The organism is Enterococcus plantarum, from assembly GCF_001730295.1.
Taxonomy (GTDB): domain Bacteria; phylum Bacillota; class Bacilli; order Lactobacillales; family Enterococcaceae; genus Enterococcus_L; species Enterococcus_L plantarum.
Genome location: NZ_MIKA01000034.1, coordinates 141,868 through 159,871, shown reverse-complemented (window position 1 = coordinate 159,871; position 18,004 = coordinate 141,868). Strand labels below are relative to the sequence as shown.

At 37.5% G+C, this 18,004-nt stretch carries 16 protein-coding genes; 3 read left to right on the top strand and 13 right to left on the bottom strand.

Going from position 1 to position 18,004, the window contains the following annotated elements; genetic code table 11:
- Positions 1 to 39: 39 nt before the first annotated feature.
- The 3 genes from ffh to BCR22_RS10520 all read right to left on the bottom strand — a co-directional run bounded on the left by ffh (position 40) and on the right by BCR22_RS10520 (position 2,493).
- Positions 40 to 1,458: a signal recognition particle protein gene (gene ffh / locus BCR22_RS10530; RefSeq protein WP_069654856.1), complete on the bottom strand. Its 1,419-nt coding sequence runs from the start codon at positions 1,456 to 1,458 to the stop codon at positions 40 to 42.
- Positions 1,459 to 1,462: 4 nt separating this feature from the next.
- Positions 1,463 to 1,801 (bottom strand): putative DNA-binding protein, encoded by a 339-nt coding sequence (locus BCR22_RS10525; RefSeq protein ID WP_069654855.1) that lies wholly within the window; start codon positions 1,799 to 1,801, stop codon positions 1,463 to 1,465.
- 224 nt (positions 1,802 to 2,025) lie between these two features.
- Complete coding sequence (locus tag BCR22_RS10520) at positions 2,026 to 2,493, bottom strand: 2-thiouracil desulfurase family protein (protein ID WP_069654854.1); 468 nt, start codon at positions 2,491 to 2,493, stop codon at positions 2,026 to 2,028.
- 145 nt (positions 2,494 to 2,638) lie between these two features.
- Between BCR22_RS10520 and BCR22_RS10515 the strand changes: the two genes are divergently transcribed.
- Both BCR22_RS10515 and BCR22_RS10510 read left to right on the top strand, forming a co-directional pair.
- On the top strand, positions 2,639 to 3,352 hold the full coding sequence (locus BCR22_RS10515) for a response regulator transcription factor (RefSeq protein ID WP_069654853.1): 714 nt from the start codon (positions 2,639 to 2,641) through the stop codon (positions 3,350 to 3,352).
- The gene (locus BCR22_RS10510; RefSeq protein ID WP_069654852.1) at positions 3,349 to 5,106 is read left to right on the top strand and encodes a sensor histidine kinase; all 1,758 of its coding nucleotides are present in this window, start codon (positions 3,349 to 3,351) and stop codon (positions 5,104 to 5,106) included. Before BCR22_RS10515 ends, BCR22_RS10510 begins: the two co-directional genes overlap by 4 nt.
- A gap of 64 nt (positions 5,107 to 5,170) precedes the next feature.
- On the opposite strand, the gene BCR22_RS10505 is transcribed toward BCR22_RS10510, so the two are convergent.
- Complete coding sequence (locus BCR22_RS10505; RefSeq protein ID WP_069654851.1) at positions 5,171 to 6,079, bottom strand: phosphate ABC transporter substrate-binding protein PstS family protein; 909 nt, start codon at positions 6,077 to 6,079, stop codon at positions 5,171 to 5,173.
- Positions 6,080 to 6,248: 169 nt separating this feature from the next.
- Positions 6,249 to 7,415, bottom strand: a complete 1,167-nt coding sequence (locus BCR22_RS10500) for a pyridoxal phosphate-dependent aminotransferase (RefSeq protein ID WP_069654850.1) — start codon at positions 7,413 to 7,415, stop codon at positions 6,249 to 6,251.
- A gap of 227 nt (positions 7,416 to 7,642) precedes the next feature.
- On the opposite strand from BCR22_RS10500, the gene hisC reads away from it, so the two are divergent.
- On the top strand, positions 7,643 to 8,701 hold the full coding sequence (gene hisC / locus BCR22_RS10495; protein ID WP_069654849.1) for a histidinol-phosphate transaminase: 1,059 nt from the start codon (positions 7,643 to 7,645) through the stop codon (positions 8,699 to 8,701).
- 115 nt (positions 8,702 to 8,816) lie between these two features.
- Here hisC and BCR22_RS10490 read toward each other — a convergent pair whose 3' ends face one another.
- From BCR22_RS10490 to BCR22_RS10455, 8 genes are all read right to left on the bottom strand, one after another.
- On the bottom strand, positions 8,817 to 9,707 hold the full coding sequence (locus BCR22_RS10490) for a LysR family transcriptional regulator (RefSeq protein WP_069654848.1): 891 nt from the start codon (positions 9,705 to 9,707) through the stop codon (positions 8,817 to 8,819).
- Between the two features lie 14 nt (positions 9,708 to 9,721).
- Positions 9,722 to 10,423, bottom strand: a complete 702-nt coding sequence (locus BCR22_RS10485; RefSeq protein ID WP_069654847.1) for a carbonic anhydrase family protein — start codon at positions 10,421 to 10,423, stop codon at positions 9,722 to 9,724.
- Positions 10,424 to 10,605: 182 nt separating this feature from the next.
- Positions 10,606 to 11,241, bottom strand: coding sequence for an orotate phosphoribosyltransferase (pyrE, locus tag BCR22_RS10480; protein WP_069654846.1), 636 nt, complete (start codon positions 11,239 to 11,241; stop codon positions 10,606 to 10,608).
- Positions 11,241 to 11,957, bottom strand: coding sequence for an orotidine-5'-phosphate decarboxylase (gene pyrF / locus BCR22_RS10475; RefSeq protein WP_069654845.1), 717 nt, complete (start codon positions 11,955 to 11,957; stop codon positions 11,241 to 11,243). Before pyrF ends, pyrE begins: the two co-directional genes overlap by 1 nt.
- The gene (locus tag BCR22_RS10470) at positions 11,954 to 12,883 is read right to left on the bottom strand and encodes a dihydroorotate dehydrogenase (protein ID WP_069654844.1); all 930 of its coding nucleotides are present in this window, start codon (positions 12,881 to 12,883) and stop codon (positions 11,954 to 11,956) included. Before BCR22_RS10470 ends, pyrF begins: the two co-directional genes overlap by 4 nt.
- Positions 12,880 to 13,662 (bottom strand): dihydroorotate dehydrogenase electron transfer subunit, encoded by a 783-nt coding sequence (locus BCR22_RS10465; protein WP_069654843.1) that lies wholly within the window; start codon positions 13,660 to 13,662, stop codon positions 12,880 to 12,882. The genes BCR22_RS10470 and BCR22_RS10465 overlap by 4 nt, the downstream gene beginning before the upstream one ends.
- Before the next feature lie 82 nt (positions 13,663 to 13,744).
- Positions 13,745 to 16,924, bottom strand: coding sequence for a carbamoyl-phosphate synthase large subunit (gene carB, locus BCR22_RS10460; protein WP_069654842.1), 3,180 nt, complete (start codon positions 16,922 to 16,924; stop codon positions 13,745 to 13,747).
- On the bottom strand, positions 16,924 to 18,003 hold the full coding sequence (locus tag BCR22_RS10455) for a carbamoyl phosphate synthase small subunit (protein ID WP_069654841.1): 1,080 nt from the start codon (positions 18,001 to 18,003) through the stop codon (positions 16,924 to 16,926). The genes carB and BCR22_RS10455 overlap by 1 nt, the downstream gene beginning before the upstream one ends.
- Position 18,004 lies beyond the last annotated feature (1 nt).

Genomic DNA, 18,004 nt, shown 5'->3' with positions numbered 1-18,004 from the left:
AGAACTGACTCAGGTCGTCAACCTGAGTCAGCTCTTTTTTTATTTTTTCTTCTTTTTCTTCTTCTTGTTTTTTTTCACCATGCGATTCATGGCCATTTTACCTAGTTTGCCCTTGATACCACCACCAAGCATTTGATCCATGCCTGGAATATCCATATTTCCTTTGGACATTTGTTGCATCATTTTTTTGGATTCTTTGAATTGTTTGATCATCCGATTGACTTCAACGACATTATTTCCTGAACCAGCTGCAATTCTGCGACGACGGCTCGGATTCAATAGGTCTGGATTCTCACGTTCGGCTGGCGTCATAGAAAGCACCATTGCTTTTTTACGAGCCACATCTTTGGGATCGACTTTGACATTTTCTAACCCAGGCATATTATTCATACCTGGAATCATTTTTAGTAAGTCCTCGATTGGACCCATACCCATTACTTGATCGAGCTGTTCGATAAAATCATTAAAGTCAAAGCTGTTTTCTTTCATTTTTGTGGCTAATTCTTCAGCTTTTTTCTCATCATAATCTTGTTGGGCTTTTTCAATCAGTGTCAGCATATCTCCCATACCTAAAATACGGCTAGACATACGATCTGGATGGAAAATTTCTAAATCAGTTAGTTTTTCACCAGAACCGATAAATTTGATCGGTGCGCCAGTGACAGAACGAATAGAAAGTGCCGCACCTCCGCGTGTGTCTCCATCAAGTTTGGTGATTACTACACCCGTTATTCCCAATTGTTGATTAAAGCTATCCGCAACATTCACTGCATCTTGCCCGGTCATTGCATCAACAACAAGCAAAATGTCATCTGGTTGCGCTACTTCTTTGATTTGTTTTAGCTCATCCATCAATGCTTCATCGACGTGCAGACGACCTGCCGTATCAATCAAAACATAATCATTTTTCTTTTCTTTAGCTAATGCCATCCCTTGACGAACGATTTCAACAGGACTTGTCTCAGTCCCCATATCGAAAACTGGTACGTCTAATTGTTGACCTAATACTTTTAATTGGTCGATCGCCGCTGGACGATAAACGTCAGCTGCAATCATTAATGGCCGTGCATTTTCAGTCTTAATCAAATGATTCGCTAATTTACCGCCAAAAGTGGTTTTACCAGCCCCTTGTAACCCAACCATCATGATAACAGTCGGAATACGCTCTGACTTATTTAAGCCAACTGTCTCAGTTCCTAATGTCGCGGTTAATTCTTCATCGACGATTTTAACGATTTGTTGGGCTGGCGACAAACTTTCAAGAACTTCCACACCAACTGCTCGGTCACGAACTCTTTTTGTAAAGTCTTTGACAACTTGTAAATTGACATCGGCTTCTAAGAGAGCCAAACGAATCTCTCTCATCATTTCTTTTACGTCAGCTTCAGATACTTTTCCTTTACGACGTAATTTGCTCATTGCCTGTTGCAGGCGGTCTGTTAAACTTTCAAAAGCCATAATCTCATTCCTCTACTTCTTGTATTTGTTCTATATACTGTATGATTGCTGTGTCTTTCGGATAGGTTTCGTTCACGTAACGTTTAAGTGTCTCAAGTAATTCCCCACGTACGATATAGTCAGAAAATAAATGAAGCTTTTTTTCATATTCTTCTAAAATCTTTTCTGTCCGTTTTATATTGTCGTAAACGGCTTGACGGCTAATATCATATTCTTCAGCAATCTCGCCTAATGAGAAATCATCCGCATAATACATCTCCATATAATTCATTTGTTTTTCTGTCAACAAAGTGGAGTAAAATTCAAACAACGCATTCATTCGATTGGTCTTTTCAATTTCCATAGTTGTTGCTCCTATCTTCAATCCCTTTTAGATTACCGATTTAAGGGTGATTAGTCAATAGTTCTTCTTTGATTTTCGAGTTTTTTTTAAGAATCGCTCAATCGTCCCAAATAACGGTGATAATTGCACAAAGGTCTTTTAATAAAAATGCGTTCTTCCATTATTTTTTACTACTAAACAGTTAAAATAATTTTAGAACATTATTTTTAGGTAGTCACAGGAACTTATTTGACACGATCAATCGCGGTTTCCCATTCGTTTTCTGAAACAACAATCAGCCCTCTATCAATAAAATAGGCGGTTGCAACGCCAGAACCATTACGATGATTGCCAGAAAATGTCCCATCATAAATGCTTTTACTTCCACAAGACGGACTATTTTCTTTTAAAATAATCGTGGTGATTTTCTGTTCAACTAACTTTTGATAGGCTGTGATGGCTCCTTGTTTGAATAGAGCAGTCACATCTTCCCCAGTATTCGTAAGGACTTTCGCATCACCATTCCATACTTCAAATCCGTCCCCACCTCTGATTTCAGCAGGTTCTCGAGGAATTGGTAAACCACCTAATACTTCTGGACAAACAAGTACGGCTTGACCGTTCTCTACTAATTTTTTCAAGGCAGTAATTTCTTTGGCTTGACCATCATAGCGACAGCAAACCCCTCCAAGACATGCGCTAATTCCTATCATTTGCTTCCCTCATTTCAATCTTTACTATTATACCATTTCTTTAGCTTTGAAAGTAGTTTTAGAAACATTCCATAAAGTTTTTGATAGCTCGGAATCTATGATAAAATAACCTTGTGTTTATTTCGTATTTAAAGGAGCTCAATAGATGAAGAAAATACTCGTTGTTGACGATGAGCCGTCGATCGTAACGCTGTTAACATTTAACTTAGAAAAAGACGGCTATGAAGTAATATCAGCAGAAGATGGAGCAGTCGGTTATGAGTTAGCCTTGTCCAATCAATTTGATTTTATCATTCTAGATGTTATGCTGCCGAACATGGATGGCTTAGAAATCACAAAATCACTACGTAGGGAAAAAATTGACACGCCCATTTTGATCTTGACCGCTAAAGATGATCAAGTTGATAAAATCATCGGATTGGAGATTGGTGCCGATGATTATTTAACAAAACCTTTCAGTCCTAGAGAAGTTTTGGCAAGAATGAAAGCAATCTTCCGTCGTCTAAAACCCACAGCAAATAAAACAGAAGAATTTAATGAAACGACTAAAGCCCCGTTGGTATTAGGTGAAATTAGTATCGATGAGCAAAATTATGAAGTGAGTGTTCGCGGCAAGAAAATCGAGTTAACACCGAAAGAATTTGAATTGCTTGTCTACTTCGTCAAGCGTAAAGATCGTGTCATTGATCGTGATACGTTGTTAGACCGCATTTGGAATTATGATTTTGCAGGTCAAAGTCGCATTGTAGATGTTCATGTCAGTCATCTAAGAGATAAAATTGAAATTGACCCAAAACGCCCTGCTTATTTAGTCACAGTTAGAGGATTTGGCTATCGCTTTCAGGAGCCTAAAAAATGAAAAAACGTCAGCGAATTGAATATTGGATAGTTGGAATTATGATGCTGGCCTTATTTGTGGGCAGTATTCTTTTGACAAACTACTTTTTCAAAAGGGAATTATTGTCCCAACAGGAAGAATATTTGCAAAAAAAAGGCACGTTGATTCTTGATCAACTTTCCCCAGATTTATTTTTAACGCAACAGTTTTCAGAACAAGAAAAAACGTTGATTAAACACTATTCAACTGATAAAAACGAACGTTTGACCCTCATGAATGCTAAAGGCGAGATTTTTTTCGACAGTATCGATTCGGCACTTCACCAATCAAGAAGTAGCCGACCTGAAATCAAAGCAGTTTTGTCTGGCGCTGATTTTGGTTCTGCTTTAAGAAAAAGTACTACGTTAAAGCAACAATTGCTTTATCTTGCTTTACCAGTTAAAAAAAATGGCGAACTAATCGGAATTATTCGTATGTCAGAAGAAACAGCACAGTTTTCAAATAGCATACAATCATTTCGACGTTATATTCTAATTACGTTAGGCCTTTTATTTTTTGTTATTACCGCATTTGTCTTTTTATTACTTCGCCAGAAAAATGAACCGTTGGTGACGGTTTTACCCGTTTTGAAAAAAATTGTAAAATACCCAGACGAAGCTCGTTCAATTATCCAAGATTCTCCGGAATGGAATGAACTGTATCAAACTGTTAACCTCTTGAGCCAACAAATGAGTCAAACGTATCTAGCTTATACATCAACTGACGAACAATTCCACGCATTATTAGATGAGCTGATGATTGGCGTCTTCATTATTGATATTGATGGGAAGCTTCAATTGATCAACCCTAAAATGACTGAAATTTTAATGATTGATGAAAATGATTCTGGTAAAGATTACTTTGACGTCATTAAAGAACCTGCCCTAATCCACTTGATTCATCAAGTTATCACAGAAAAAAGTTCAATACACCAAGAAATCAAACTAACTGACACATTGAATGAAACGATTTTAGACATGACTTTACGTTTTATAGAAGAAGATGGAAATGATTACCAAGTTCTTGGAATAGCGTATGATTTAACCCGTGTTAGGCAATTGGAAAAAATCCAGAAAGATTTTGTTAGTAATGTGTCTCATGAGTTAAAAACACCTGTCACTTCTTTGCTAGGTTTTACAGAAACCTTATTAGATGGAGCAAAAGATGATCCTGAAACCTTAACGCAATTTTTAGAAATCATGCAAAAAGACGCATTGCGTTTGCAACAATTGATTCAGGAAATTTTACAACTTTCTCGTGATGGCAGAACTATTTCATACGATGATCAAGATGTTACCGTACACCCTTTCATCACAGAAATTCTGCGTTCCTACCGGAAAGTTATCACAGAAAAGAATTTATCAATTGAAATTCTTGGGGATGAAACCATTACCTATACAACAAAGTATGAACTTTTTTATCCAATCGTTAAAAATTTGATTGAAAATGCCATTCAATATTCTCAATCTAATGGAACGATCACAATTGATTTTGGTTTCGCTGAAACATTTTATTTTGTGGTCAAGGATTCGGGAATCGGGATTAGCTTAAAAGACCAAGAACGAATTTTTGAACGCTTTTACCGTGTAGATAAAGCAAGAAGTCGACATTCTGGCGGAACTGGTTTAGGCTTATCAATCGTGCATAATTATTCCGAATTATTAGGCGGAACCGTTACGATCGATAGTCATTTAGGCTTAGGCTCAACTTTTATAGTAAAACTACCTAAAAACTGATTTTATCAAAAAGAGGCAGACGTTTTCACATCCTGCCTCTTTTTGATTCTTTAAGGAGAAAAAATTATTTAGTAGTGATGGTTCCTGTTACATCTCTTTCCACTTTCATCATGGTCATCGGTAAGTAGCCCAATTCTTTCACTACACCTTCTTGAACATCATCTGTTAGCATGAAATCTAAAAATGCTTTTACATCCTCATCTGGTTGGCCTTTTGTATACATATGTTCGTAAGACCAAATTTTCCAAGAATTATCTGCAACATTTTCTTCTGTAGGTTTTACATTATCAATGCTTAATGCCTCTGTTGATTCGTCCATATATGAGAAGGCAAGATAACTGATTGCCCCAGGTGTTTGAGACACAATTTGACGAACCGTACCTGAAGAGTCTTGTTCTTGAGATTGAACAGCTTTTGCACCATCCAGACCCCATTTTTCAAACGTTGCCCGCGTACCACTACCACTTGGACGATTGATAACAGCAATTTCTTGGTCTTTGCCGCCTAAATCTTTCCAATTTTTAGTTTTCCCAGAAAATATATCAATTAATTCTTGTTTACTAATATTCTTAACACCTACATCTTTGTTAACAACTGGTCCCATTCCGACAACAGCAACACGATGGTCAACGAGTTTTGAAGCATCTACTCCCGATTTTTCTTCGGCAAAAACATCAGAGTTTCCAATTGTTACAGCTCCGTCAGCAACTTGAGAAAGTCCAGTTCCGCTCCCTCCCCCCTGAACAGAGATTGTATAATTAGCATGCTCAGAAACAAATTGCTCTTTTGCTGCATCTACTAATGGTTGTAAGGCAGTTGAGCCAACTGCTACAATTTTAACCGGTTGATTACTATTACTTCCGCTGTCTTTAGCTTTATTACTACTCTCATCAGTTGCAGCTCCTTGATTGCCACAACCTGCGATTAAAAGTCCTACACTTAAAACAATTGTTGATAATAAACGTTTCTTCATTTTTACACGCCCTTTTCAATTAGTTACAAGATTAGTTTAACAGTAGAGTATTAATTCTGTTTCAACGTTCTGTAAATAATGAGTAAAGGAATGTAAAGGTTATGTTTGCCTCATTTTTATAGCGTTCAAATTGGGATTAGATTAAATGATCACTCGAAAATAAATGCAATCACTTCGATTGGATATACTTGCCAATTCGCTTCATTGCTTCTTTTAAGGTAGCTAAATCAGCAGCATAGCTGATTCGTACATACCCTTCAGCCTCTTGACCAAAAGCAATCCCTGGAATGATGGCGATTGCTTGTTGCTGAGCTAAATCTACACAGAATTTCATCGAATCTTGTAGATATCCTGCAGGAATTTTAGCAAAAATATAGAAGGCACCATTTGGTCTGGCAACTTCAAATCCAAAAGAGGTCATTTGCTCATAAACGAAATCTCGGCGTTCACGGTATTCTTCTTTCATCACTGCAGCATCATTCATTCCTTCAATCAATGCTCTGACAGCAGCTTTTTGAGATATAGTCGAAGCCGCTGTGACTAAATATTGGTGGACTTTGATGATTTGCGCAATCAAAATTTTCGGTCCAAAAATAAATCCGATTCGCCACCCCGTCATCGCATGTGATTTTGATAGTCCATTAATTAAAATGGTTTGGTCTGGAATAAATTCAGCAATCGATACATGTTGATCTTCATAAGTTAATTCACTATATATTTCGTCACTGATCACAAAAATTGGATAGTTTTTCAATACATCAGCGATGGCTTTGACTTCTTCACGAGTATACGTTACACCAGTCGGATTGCTTGGGTAATTTAGAATAATTGCTTTGACTTTATCTCCATGTTCTTTCATTGCACCTTCGATCATTTCAGGAGTCAATACAAAATCATTCGGTGTTGTATCGATATAAATTGGTTCTGCTTGTGCTAACGTGATTACGGGTTCATAGCCTGGATAGATTGGCGCTGGCATCAAGACTTTATCCCCGGGTTCCAAAATGGATAATAAACTTGCTGAAATAGCCTCTGTTGCTCCTACAGTGACTAAAACTTCAGACGCTGGTTGATAGCTGACACCATATTTTTCTTTCATAAAAAAAGTAGCTGCTTCACGAACATCCATCAACCCAGACATACCTGAATAATGCGAAAAATTTTTGTCAATCGCATCATGTGCTGCTGTTTTTACGTGTCCTGGGGTATTAAAATCCGGCTCACCTAACGTTAGCTTTATGATGCCCTCAATATCTGTTACTTGTTCGTCAAATTGTCTGATCGTTGAAACAGCAATTTTATAAACTTGCTTGTTAAATCTTTTCGTTAAATCCATGAAACCATCTCCTCATACCGTAATGGTTCGACCTTCAAATCAAATTTACATCAGTCGAAACGTTCGTGTGTTAATTGTACTTTCTTAATGGAATTATCATAGCATAATTTACCGTAAAATGAAATTTGTATTTCAAAACTCCGTATTTTCTTTTCAAATTCACAGATTAAACTTGCGAAACTAATGTTGCTTCTTTATAGTTAAAGAAAATGAAAGGAGCGAATTAAATGAAAGGTATCAGAAATATCACACCGTACGTTCCAGGAGAACAACCAAATTATCCAGATATGATCAAATTGAACACCAATGAAAATCCCTATCCGCCCTCACCCACTGTTGCTACAGTCTTGAAACATTTTGATGCTGAGCAACTAAAACGATACAGTTCCGTTGATAATCTCGCTTTAAAAACAGTATTAGGGGGTAAACACGGGTTATCTCCTGATCATTTTTTAATCGGTAATGGCTCTGATGAAGTGTTAGCTTTTTGTTTTCTTGCATTTTTTAGTAGTTCAGATCCTATTTTATTTCCAGATATCACTTACGGTTTTTATAAAGTTTGGGCTGAATTGTTTAAGATTCCATTTAAAGAATTACCGCTGAATAATGCTTTTGAAGTAAATTGCAACGATTATATACAATTAAACGGTGGCATAATCATCGCTAATCCCAATGCACCTACTGGGTTATTCAAACCATTGTCAGAAATTGAGAAGTTGTTACAAAAGAATCAAGACGTTATTGTGATCATTGATGAAGCCTATATTGATTTTGCGGATCAATCAGCTGTTTCACTTTTAGATAAATACCCCAATCTAATTATTATTAGAACGTTCTCTAAATCACGTTCTTTGGCTGGTTTAAGAATTGGTTATGCAATCGGTAATCCAGAGTATGTCAAAATTGTGGAAAGCATTAAATCTTCTTTTAATCCTTATTCTGTTGATATGTTGGCTGAAAATATAGCGGTTGCCGCTGTTTATGATGAGGAATATTATTTAGGAATAACGGCTGAAATTTGTAAAACCAGAGATTGGTTTTCTAAAAAAATTGAAGAAATAGGATTTCACTCTTTAGAGTCAAAAACCAATTTTCTCTTGCTCACACATCCAGAGTTGGTTATTGAAGAGCTTTATCATTATTTGGAAACGAAAGATGTTTTTGTTCGATATTTTCCAAAAATCGAACGATTGAGCAATTACTTACGAATTTCAATTGGAACGCAAGAAGATATGGAAATAGTGTATCAACTAATGGCCGATTATATATGGAAGAAAACAACATAATGGTGTATTAATCAACTGTTCATTTAAACTAAAAAATCACCCTTATTTAATAGGATGATTTTTTAGTTTAAATTGTATACGTCAGTTCAATTAAGACTCTAAAGTGATTTTCTTTTTAAAACAGCTGTTTTAATTCTTTTATAAAAAATTGTCCAATCGAACTAATTGCTTTATTTTTTTGGTATAAAACACAAATCTTGTTGTTGGTACTTTCTGCCAATGGAACTAATCGGATTTCTTTTTTGGTAAATCCAGTCACTACACCAGATCCAGATGCATAAGCATCAGTCTCTACTAGTAAATTCATTAAGGTTCCACGATCATTCGTATAAATCACCGTTTCTTGTTCCTGATTCTCAATCAAATCTTCTGAAAAATAGGCAAAATTGCTTCCTTCTTGTGTAAATCGAACTTGAGGATAGCAGCATAATTGGTCCAACTCGATTTCTTTTTGTTTTGCTAACGGATGGTTTTTGCCAAGAAAAATATGTGTTTTGAAGCTGCCTACGACATCAAATGTTAAATTTGCTTGCTCTAGATATCGCTCAATCCCCGTTTGATTTTGACTATTTAAATAAATAATACCAAGTTCACTATGATAACTTTTTACATCTTCGATTACTTTCAAGGTTGTTGTCTCGAATACACGAAAATTTTTATATTGGTCTTTGAATTGCTGAATGACTCTCCCCATTACTTCTCCTAAGAAATCATAATGCTGAGATGAGATCGAAAAACGTTCACTTTTGGTCACTTCTTGATAGCGATTTTCAATGATTTCCATTTGTGTCAAAATTTTTTCCGCATGTTCTAAAAAGGTCAACCCTTCATCTGTCAAAGAAGCTCCTTTGTTGGTACGGATAAATAGAGTTACTCCAATTTCTTCTTCTAATTCACGAATCCCATTCGAAAGACTAGGTTGTGTGATAAATAATTTTTTTGCCGCTTCTCGGAAACTACCGTTATTCGCAACAGCTACAACATATTTCATTTGTTGAATATTCATAGATGTTCTCCGCCTTATTCAGAAAAATAGATTTTACGTCCATTCAATGCTTGGACTGGACGATTATTAAACGGTAGCATACCTTCGCAGATTCGTTCAAAGAAATCTTGATCCATTTTTTGGATAGAATCGAAAACAAACCAATGAACAGGCCCTTTTGTTGGAGGTGTTGTTAGCGATCCTAAATAATGGAAATGCGACTTTTGTTCCGGTAAAAAAATAGAAGGATCAAACCATTGTTGATGGGTTTCAGAGTTCCATTTAAGTGTCGTTTGTTTTTTTGAGAACCTATTTTCATCTTCAGTGATCGTAAATAAACAACCTACAACCAAATTATCACCAGAGTTATTCATATGAACTAGATGAAATTCCAACGGTGCATGTTCACCATCAAAGGTATGCTCACTCGGTGTGTGAAAATGAATATCGGTCAAATAATATTTTTCATCTTCAAAAATCACGTAACTTTCTGTATTCGGTGGAACAAAGTGAAAGGTATTTTTAAATTCTTTTTCTGTAAATTCTTCTGTTTTATAACAAAAATCGATGGCTCTACTAGCTGACGCCCCGTTGGTTACGTTTTTGGATAAATCAACTGGCGATTGATAAGGATATTTAGCACCTGTTGAAAACCAATCGCAAAGTGTATGCCAATGCTCCGGTCCAACATCGCCTTTGTATCCCCATTCTACGTCCATATTTCGAATTTTTTTCATCAAACCCCACCTTCAGATTTTATCATTTGACTAACTGTATCCTAAAAAATATGAACAGTCAATTTTCAATAGCTGTTTTGCTATTTTTGTACTCAAAGTATATCATATTTGATGAATAATTCGGTCAAGAAAAAGCATAACCTTTGAATACGTAATCAAAAATCATGCTTCTTATATTATTCCTATTTATTTAACCAATTTTCCGGATCTTGTTTCCACTCTTTTAATAATGCTACATCGTTTTTTTCAATATAGTCTGATTCTAACGCCGCATCGATCAAAGTTGAATAATTTGTTAGTGTTATTAAATCCATTTTTCGATGAGCAAAATTTTCTTTTCCTTTTGGTAATTCATACGTAAAGATAGCCGCCACACCTAAAACATCTGCCCCTTCACGTTCCGCCGCATCTGCCGCTTCTAAGACACTTCCGCCAGTTGAAATCAAATCTTCAATCACAACCATTTTTTGTCCTTTAAAAATTCGGCCTTCAATTTGATTGCCTTTCCCATGCTCTTTCGCTTTACTTCGAACATAAACCATAGGTAAATCTAAGATGTCTGCTACCCAAGCAGCATGAGGAATCCCAGCTGTTGCAGTGCCAGCAATAACCTGGACATCAGGGTATTCTTTTTTGATTTTTTCTGCTAATCCTTTGGCAATATCTTTACGAACAATCGGATAGCTCATTGTAATCCGATTATCACAATAAATTGGGCTTTTGATTCCACTTGCCCATGTAAATGGTTCATTCGGACTTAAAAATACTGCTTCAATTTCTAATAAATCTTTCGCAATTTTTTTGGCTAATTCTGTCATTATCTTGCTCCATTCCACTCATTTTTTATTGATTGATAGGCTTCATATGGATTTTCAGCTTGTGTAATTGGTCGACCAACTACAATATAAGTTGAACCAATTTTTTTTGCCGCGATTGGTGTCACTACGCGCTGTTGATCTCCAACTTCACTGCCGCTTGGACGTATACCTGGTGTTAAGCAAACAAACGTTTCACTTGTCGCCTGATGAATGTCTTGTGCTTCTAATGCAGAACAAACCACACCGTCTAGTCCAGCTTTTTCCGTACATTTTGCATAATGCAACACGCTGTCTTTCAGAGGTACTTCGATCAATTGGTCTTCTTGCATTTCTTTTTCACTCGTTGAGGTGAGCTGGGTTACAGCAATCAAGATTGGCACTTTCGCTCCAGCTTTCGTCCCTTTTTTTAGTCCTGCTTTAGCGGCTTCCATCATCTTGACACCACCAGCAGCATGAACGTTTGTGATATCAACACCCAGTTTTGCTAAACCAATCATTGATTTCTCAACGGTGTTAGGGATATCGTGTAACTTTAAATCAAGAAAAACAGAATGACCTAGCCCTTTCAACCAGCGGACGATTTCAGGTCCTTCTTGATAAAACAGTTCCATCCCTATCTTAACGAATAACGATTCTTCTTTGGGGAAATTGTCTAAAAACGCTTCTACTTCTGCTTTTGATGGGAAATCTAGTGCGATAATCGGTCGTTGACTCATCGATTTTTCCCCTCTCTAACTTCTTTTATTAGTTGTTCCAATGATTCGATGCCAAGTTCTGCCATTCTACTAGGTAAAGCATCAATCAATTTCGGACAGATATATGGATCGGTAAAATTAGCAGTTCCAACGGCTACCGCACTTGCTCCAGCCATAAACATCTCTAAGACATCATCCACTGTTTGGACTCCGCCCATGCCGATAATTGGTAAACTAGAAATTTGTGAAACCTGATGAATCAAACGAATGGCTACAGGTTTGATTGCTGGTCCCGATAATCCTCCTGTTTGATTCGCTAAAATCGGACGACGGGTCTTTAGATCGATCCGCATGCCTAAAAGTGTATTGATCATCGAAAAACCATCTGCACCTCCAGCTTCTATTGCTTTAGCTACAGGCACAATATCTGTCACGTTCGGGGAAAGTTTTACGTAAATCGGAACTTTTGCTACTTTTTTGACAGCTTGAGTTAGTTGAAATGCCACTTCTGGATCAGTTCCAAAGGCAATCCCACCGTGTTTTACATTTGGACATGAAATATTTAGTTCTATTGCTTTGACATTTGGTGCGTCACCGATTTTAGTACACACTTCAACATAGTCTTCTTCACAAGCTCCCGCAACATTGGCAATGATTGGTATATCATACGCTTCTAATGCCGGCAGTTTCGTATTCATGACTACATCTAAACCAGGATTTTGTAGGCCTATCGCATTTAACATTCCGCTAGGTGTTTCAGCTACTCTTGGCGTAGCATTTCCAAAACGTGCTTGTGGCGTTGTCGCTTTGATCATGATGGAGCCAAGTTTGCCTAGATCATAGTATTTAGCATATTCTTCACCAAACCCAAAACAACCACTAGCAGGAATGATTGGATTTTTAAGTTCTAACCCAGGAATACTGATTGCTAACGAATTATTCATCATAAAACCACCTCGCTAGCTCTAAAAATCGGCCCTTCATCACAAACTTTGACGCTTTTTGTCCCTGTTTCATCATCTGGCACGTGACAAACACAGGCATAACAAGCTCCCATACCACAGGCCATTCGTTGCTCTAAAGAGAGAAAAACATTTGGATTATCGGAAAAAACTTGTGCCACCATTTTTAACATGCCATTGGCACCACAAGCATAAACAGCATCTGGTTGCTCTTTTTCAACTGCATCTAACAACAAATTACCAACATTTCCTTGAACACCGAACGAACCGTCGTCAGTCGCAAAACGTGAATCACCTAGAGCGATAAATTCATCCTGAAAGTAAGCAACCTCTTTAGAGGCATAACCAAGAAAATGTACAACGTCAACCCCTCTTTGCTTCAATTGTTTTGACAGCTCATACATCGGTGGAATACCGATCCCACCACCAATTACATAGGCTTTTTGACCTACCGTTAAACAGTCAACATCGAAGCCATTTCCCAAAGGACCCATCACATCTAGAGAATCGCCTGATGTGAGTTCAGAAAAAATTTTAGTCCCATCCCCTTCAGTTCTGTAGATGATTGTACAAGTTTTCGCTTTTTTATCAATTTGGTTGAGGCTGATTGGTCTTCTTAAAAGCATATCTGCTCTAGGGACTTTTATATGGATAAACTGCCCAGGTTTTTCCATTTCATTGACTAAATCACCCGTCAATGTCATTTGGAAAATTCTAGGTGCTAATTGTTTTTGAGAGAGGATGGTCATTATTTCCTGTTTCATTTATGATACTCCTTTACAACTTTTTATTGTACTAGAATAGGTTAGGATGTGACTCACAACGTGATGACCCAACCTCAAGAAATTAGATTGATTTAGTTGAAAATGCTCGTGATTCTAAGACTTTTAAAATGGCTTCTGCCGTATCAAGAGAGGTGAAAAGTGGAACCCCGTGTTCTACCGCTTCTCGACGAATCAAAAATCCATCTTGATTTAGATCGGAGCGATTTTTATCCATCGTATTAACAACTACTTGTGCTTCACCATTACGAATCAAGTCAAGAACTGTCTCTCCCCCTTGATTTATTTTAAGAACCGTTTTCACTAGTAGGCCATATTCCGCAAAAAATTCTGCCGTCCCTTTGGTTGCAATCAAGCTATAACCAATCTCATTGAAACGCTTTGCTAATGCCAATGATTCTTCTTTCGTTTCATCCGCTATAGTAAATAATACAGCTCCAAAACTTGGCAAGTGAAGTCCAGAAGCCTCAAAAGCTTTATATAATGCTTTTTCTAAACTGTAATCTGATCCCATCACTTCGCCCGTTGATTTCATTTCAGGTCCTAAGTACGTGTCTACTTTTTGAAGTTTCGTAAAAGAAAATACGGGCGCTTTAATGTGTACTTGTTGGCTTTCAGGATATAAACCATCTTTATAGCCTAAATCTGTTAGTTTTTCACCAAGAATTACTTTTGTTGCAACTTGAGCCATCGGAATTCCAGTAATTTTGCTTAAGAATGGCGCTGTTCGACTAGCTCGAGGGTTGACTTCAATTACGTAAACTTTTTCTTCATGAATAACGAATTGACTATTCATCATACCGACACAATTTAGTCCAATTGCTAATTTTCTTGTGTAATCAGAAATTGTTTGTTGAATTTCTTTGGATAAAGTTTGCGGAGGATAGACTGCCATAGAATCACCGGAATGAACTCCTGCGCGCTCTATATGTTCCATTATTCCTGGAATCAACACTGTTTGACCATCACAAATTGCATCAACTTCGCATTCTTTACCTATTAAATAACTATCGACTAATACTGGATGTTCCGGAGAAGCTTTTACAGCATTGCTCATGTAATCTTCTAAATCAGTTTGATTCTCAACAATCTCCATCGCCCGACCACCAAGAACATAACTTGGGCGAACTAAAACAGGATAACCAATTTTATTGGCCACTGCCACCGCCTCTGCAGCACTGGTCGCAGTATCACCAGGCGGTTGCGGAATATCTAGTTCTTGTAATGCTTGTTCAAACAAATCACGATTTTCAGCTCGATCTAGATCATCTATTGATGTTCCAAGAATCTTCACCCCTTGTCTTACTAGAGGTTCCGCTAGGTTGATTGCGGTTTGGCCGCCGAACTGAACAATAACACCCATTGGTTGCTCTAGTTCGATTACATTCATCACATCTTCTAGTGTTAATGGCTCAAAATAAAGTTTATCTGAAATTGAGAAATCTGTTGAAACAGTTTCAGGATTACTATTCATAATAATTGCTTCAAAGCCTGCTTCCTGAATCGCTTTTACAGAGTGAACCGTTGCATAGTCAAACTCTACTCCTTGACCAATTCTGATAGGACCTGAACCCAGAACTAATACAGAAGGTTTTTCAGAGGGAATACTTTCATTTTCAGATTCATAAGTGCTGTAAAAGTAAGGCGTTTGAGATTCAAACTCTGCAGCACAAGTATCGACCATTTTATAAATAGGGAGAATCTTTTGTTCATGACGAAACTTCCTAACGGTCTGTTCTGTGACTTCCCATAATTCAGCAATTTTTCGATCGGTAAAACCATTTTGTTTTGCTTCTTTCAAACGTTCGACATCGTTGATATTCTCTTGCAATGCCGTTTCTAATTCAAAAATGTGCAGCAGTTTATCTAAGAAGAATAAATCAATCTTGGTAAGCATGGCCAGATCCTCAATCGTAAATCCTCTTCGAATAGCTTCTGATAGGTAGAATAATCGGTCATCTTGAGCTTTCACAATTTTTTCAGTCAATAGCTCATCGCTAACGTTTTCGATTTCTGTTAATTCGTTATGGTATGCGCCGATTTCAAGCGATCGAACCGCTTTTAATAACGACTCTTCGATGTTTCGTCCTATCGCCATCACTTCTCCAGTCGCCTTCATTTGTGTTCCTAAGCGCCGTTCCCCTTTTTCAAATTTGTCAAAGGGCCAACGAGGAATCTTTGCGACAACGTAATCCAACGCTGGTTCAAATTCAGCATAAGTTGTTTCTGTAACTGGATTTTTCATTTCATCTAAAGTTAAGCCTACAGCGATTTTCGCAGCTAGTTTCGCAATTGGGTACCCGGTTGCTTTACTAGCTAAGGCTGAGGACCGAGAAACACGAGGATTTACTTCAATCACATAATAGTTGAAACTGTGAGGGTCTAACGCTAATTGAACATTGCAGCCTCCTTCTATTTTCAAAGCTCTAATGATTTTAAGGGATGCATCACGGAGCATTTGATATTCATAATCAGATAAGGTTTGGCTTGGTGCAAAAACGATTGAGTCTCCTGTATGGATTCCAACTGGATCGAAGTTTTCCATGTTACACACAACAATCGCATTATCCGCTGAATCGCGCATTACTTCATATTCAATTTCCTTAAAACCGGCGATACTTTTTTCAATCAAGCATTGTGTTGCAGGAGATAATTTCAGACCATTTTCAGCAATGATCCGCAATTCTTCTTCGTTATCACACATTCCACCGCCAGTTCCACCTAAAGTGAATGCAGGACGTACGATAATTGGATAGCCAATTGTATTAGCAAATGCTACTGCTTGTTCAACAGTATTGACAATTTCACTTTCAGGAATAGGTTGATTTAACTCTTCCATCAGTTGCTTAAATAGATCGCGGTCTTCGGCTTGGTCGATTGCCTCTAATTTTGTTCCTAATAATTCCACTTTCAGTTCGTCTAAAATACCAGAAGCCGCTAGTTCCATTGCCATATTCAGACCCGTTTGTCCACCTAAAGTAGGCAATAATGCATCTGGACGTTCTTTTCTCAAAATTCGTGAGACAAATTCTAATGTGATAGGTTCGATATAAACGTGATCCGCAATTTCTTTGTCCGTCATAATGGTCGCTGGATTTGAATTGACCAAAACGACTTCGTATCCTTCTTCTTTTAAAGCAAGACATGCCTGTGTGCCGGCATAATCAAATTCTGCGGCTTGGCCGATAATAATTGGCCCCGAACCAATAACCATGATTTTTTTGATATCTGATCTTTTTGGCATTAGTCTTGCTCCTTCCATGCATCCATTAATTCCATAAATTCGTCAAATAAATGAAGCCCGTCATGAGGTCCTGGAGCCGCATCTGGATGATATTGCACTGTGAAGGCTGGGTATTGGCGATGTCTGACTCCTTCAACAGAACCATCATTTACTTCAACGTGAGTAATGAATAATTTTTCAGGATCAACGGTTGTTTCATCTACTGCATAACCGTGATTTTGAGAAGTAAAGTCGATTCTTCCTGTTGCAATTTCTTTAACTGGATGGTTTAATCCTCGATGACCAAATTTCATCTTGTAGGTATCGGCTCCGTTCGCTAAGGCAAACAGCTGATGACCTAGACAAATGCCAAAAATCGGTACTTTCCCTTGAATCGCTTGAATCATCTCAAGTGCTTCTGGTACATCTTTTGGATCTCCAGGCCCATTTGTCAGCATGACACCATCTGGTGAAAGCTCTAAAATTGTTTCAGCAGTGGTATTATACGGTAAAACAGTTAAGTTGCACTGACGTTTGGATAACTCACGTAATATACTATGTTTTAACCCAAAATCAACCACGACAACATTTCGACCGATACCTGGACTTGGATATGGTTTTGTTGTAGATACTTGAGCGACTTGATTCTTTGGTAAAACCGTTGCCTTTAACTGATCAAATTCATGTGTCAAGTCGTCATCTGCATCAACAAAAGCAGCTTTCATTGTCCCGACTAAGCGAAGTTTTCGTGTTAGAGCGCGAGTATCAATTCCAGAAATCCCAGGAATTCCTTTTCTTTTTAAAAATTCATCCAATGTCATTTGAGCACGCCAATTTGAAGCAAGTCTTGCATGTTCTTTAACGACTACTCCTTTACATGTTGGCGAAATCGATTCATAATCATCACGATTAACACCATAATTTCCAACCATCGGATAGGTAAATGTAATAATTTGACCATTGAAACTTTGATCAGTGATTGTTTCTTGATAGCCTGTCATGCTTGTTGTAAATACAACTTCGCCAACAACATTAACAGCTGCACCAAACGCTTTTCCTTCAAAAACAGTTCCGTCTTCTAGTATCAATAGTCGTTTCAAA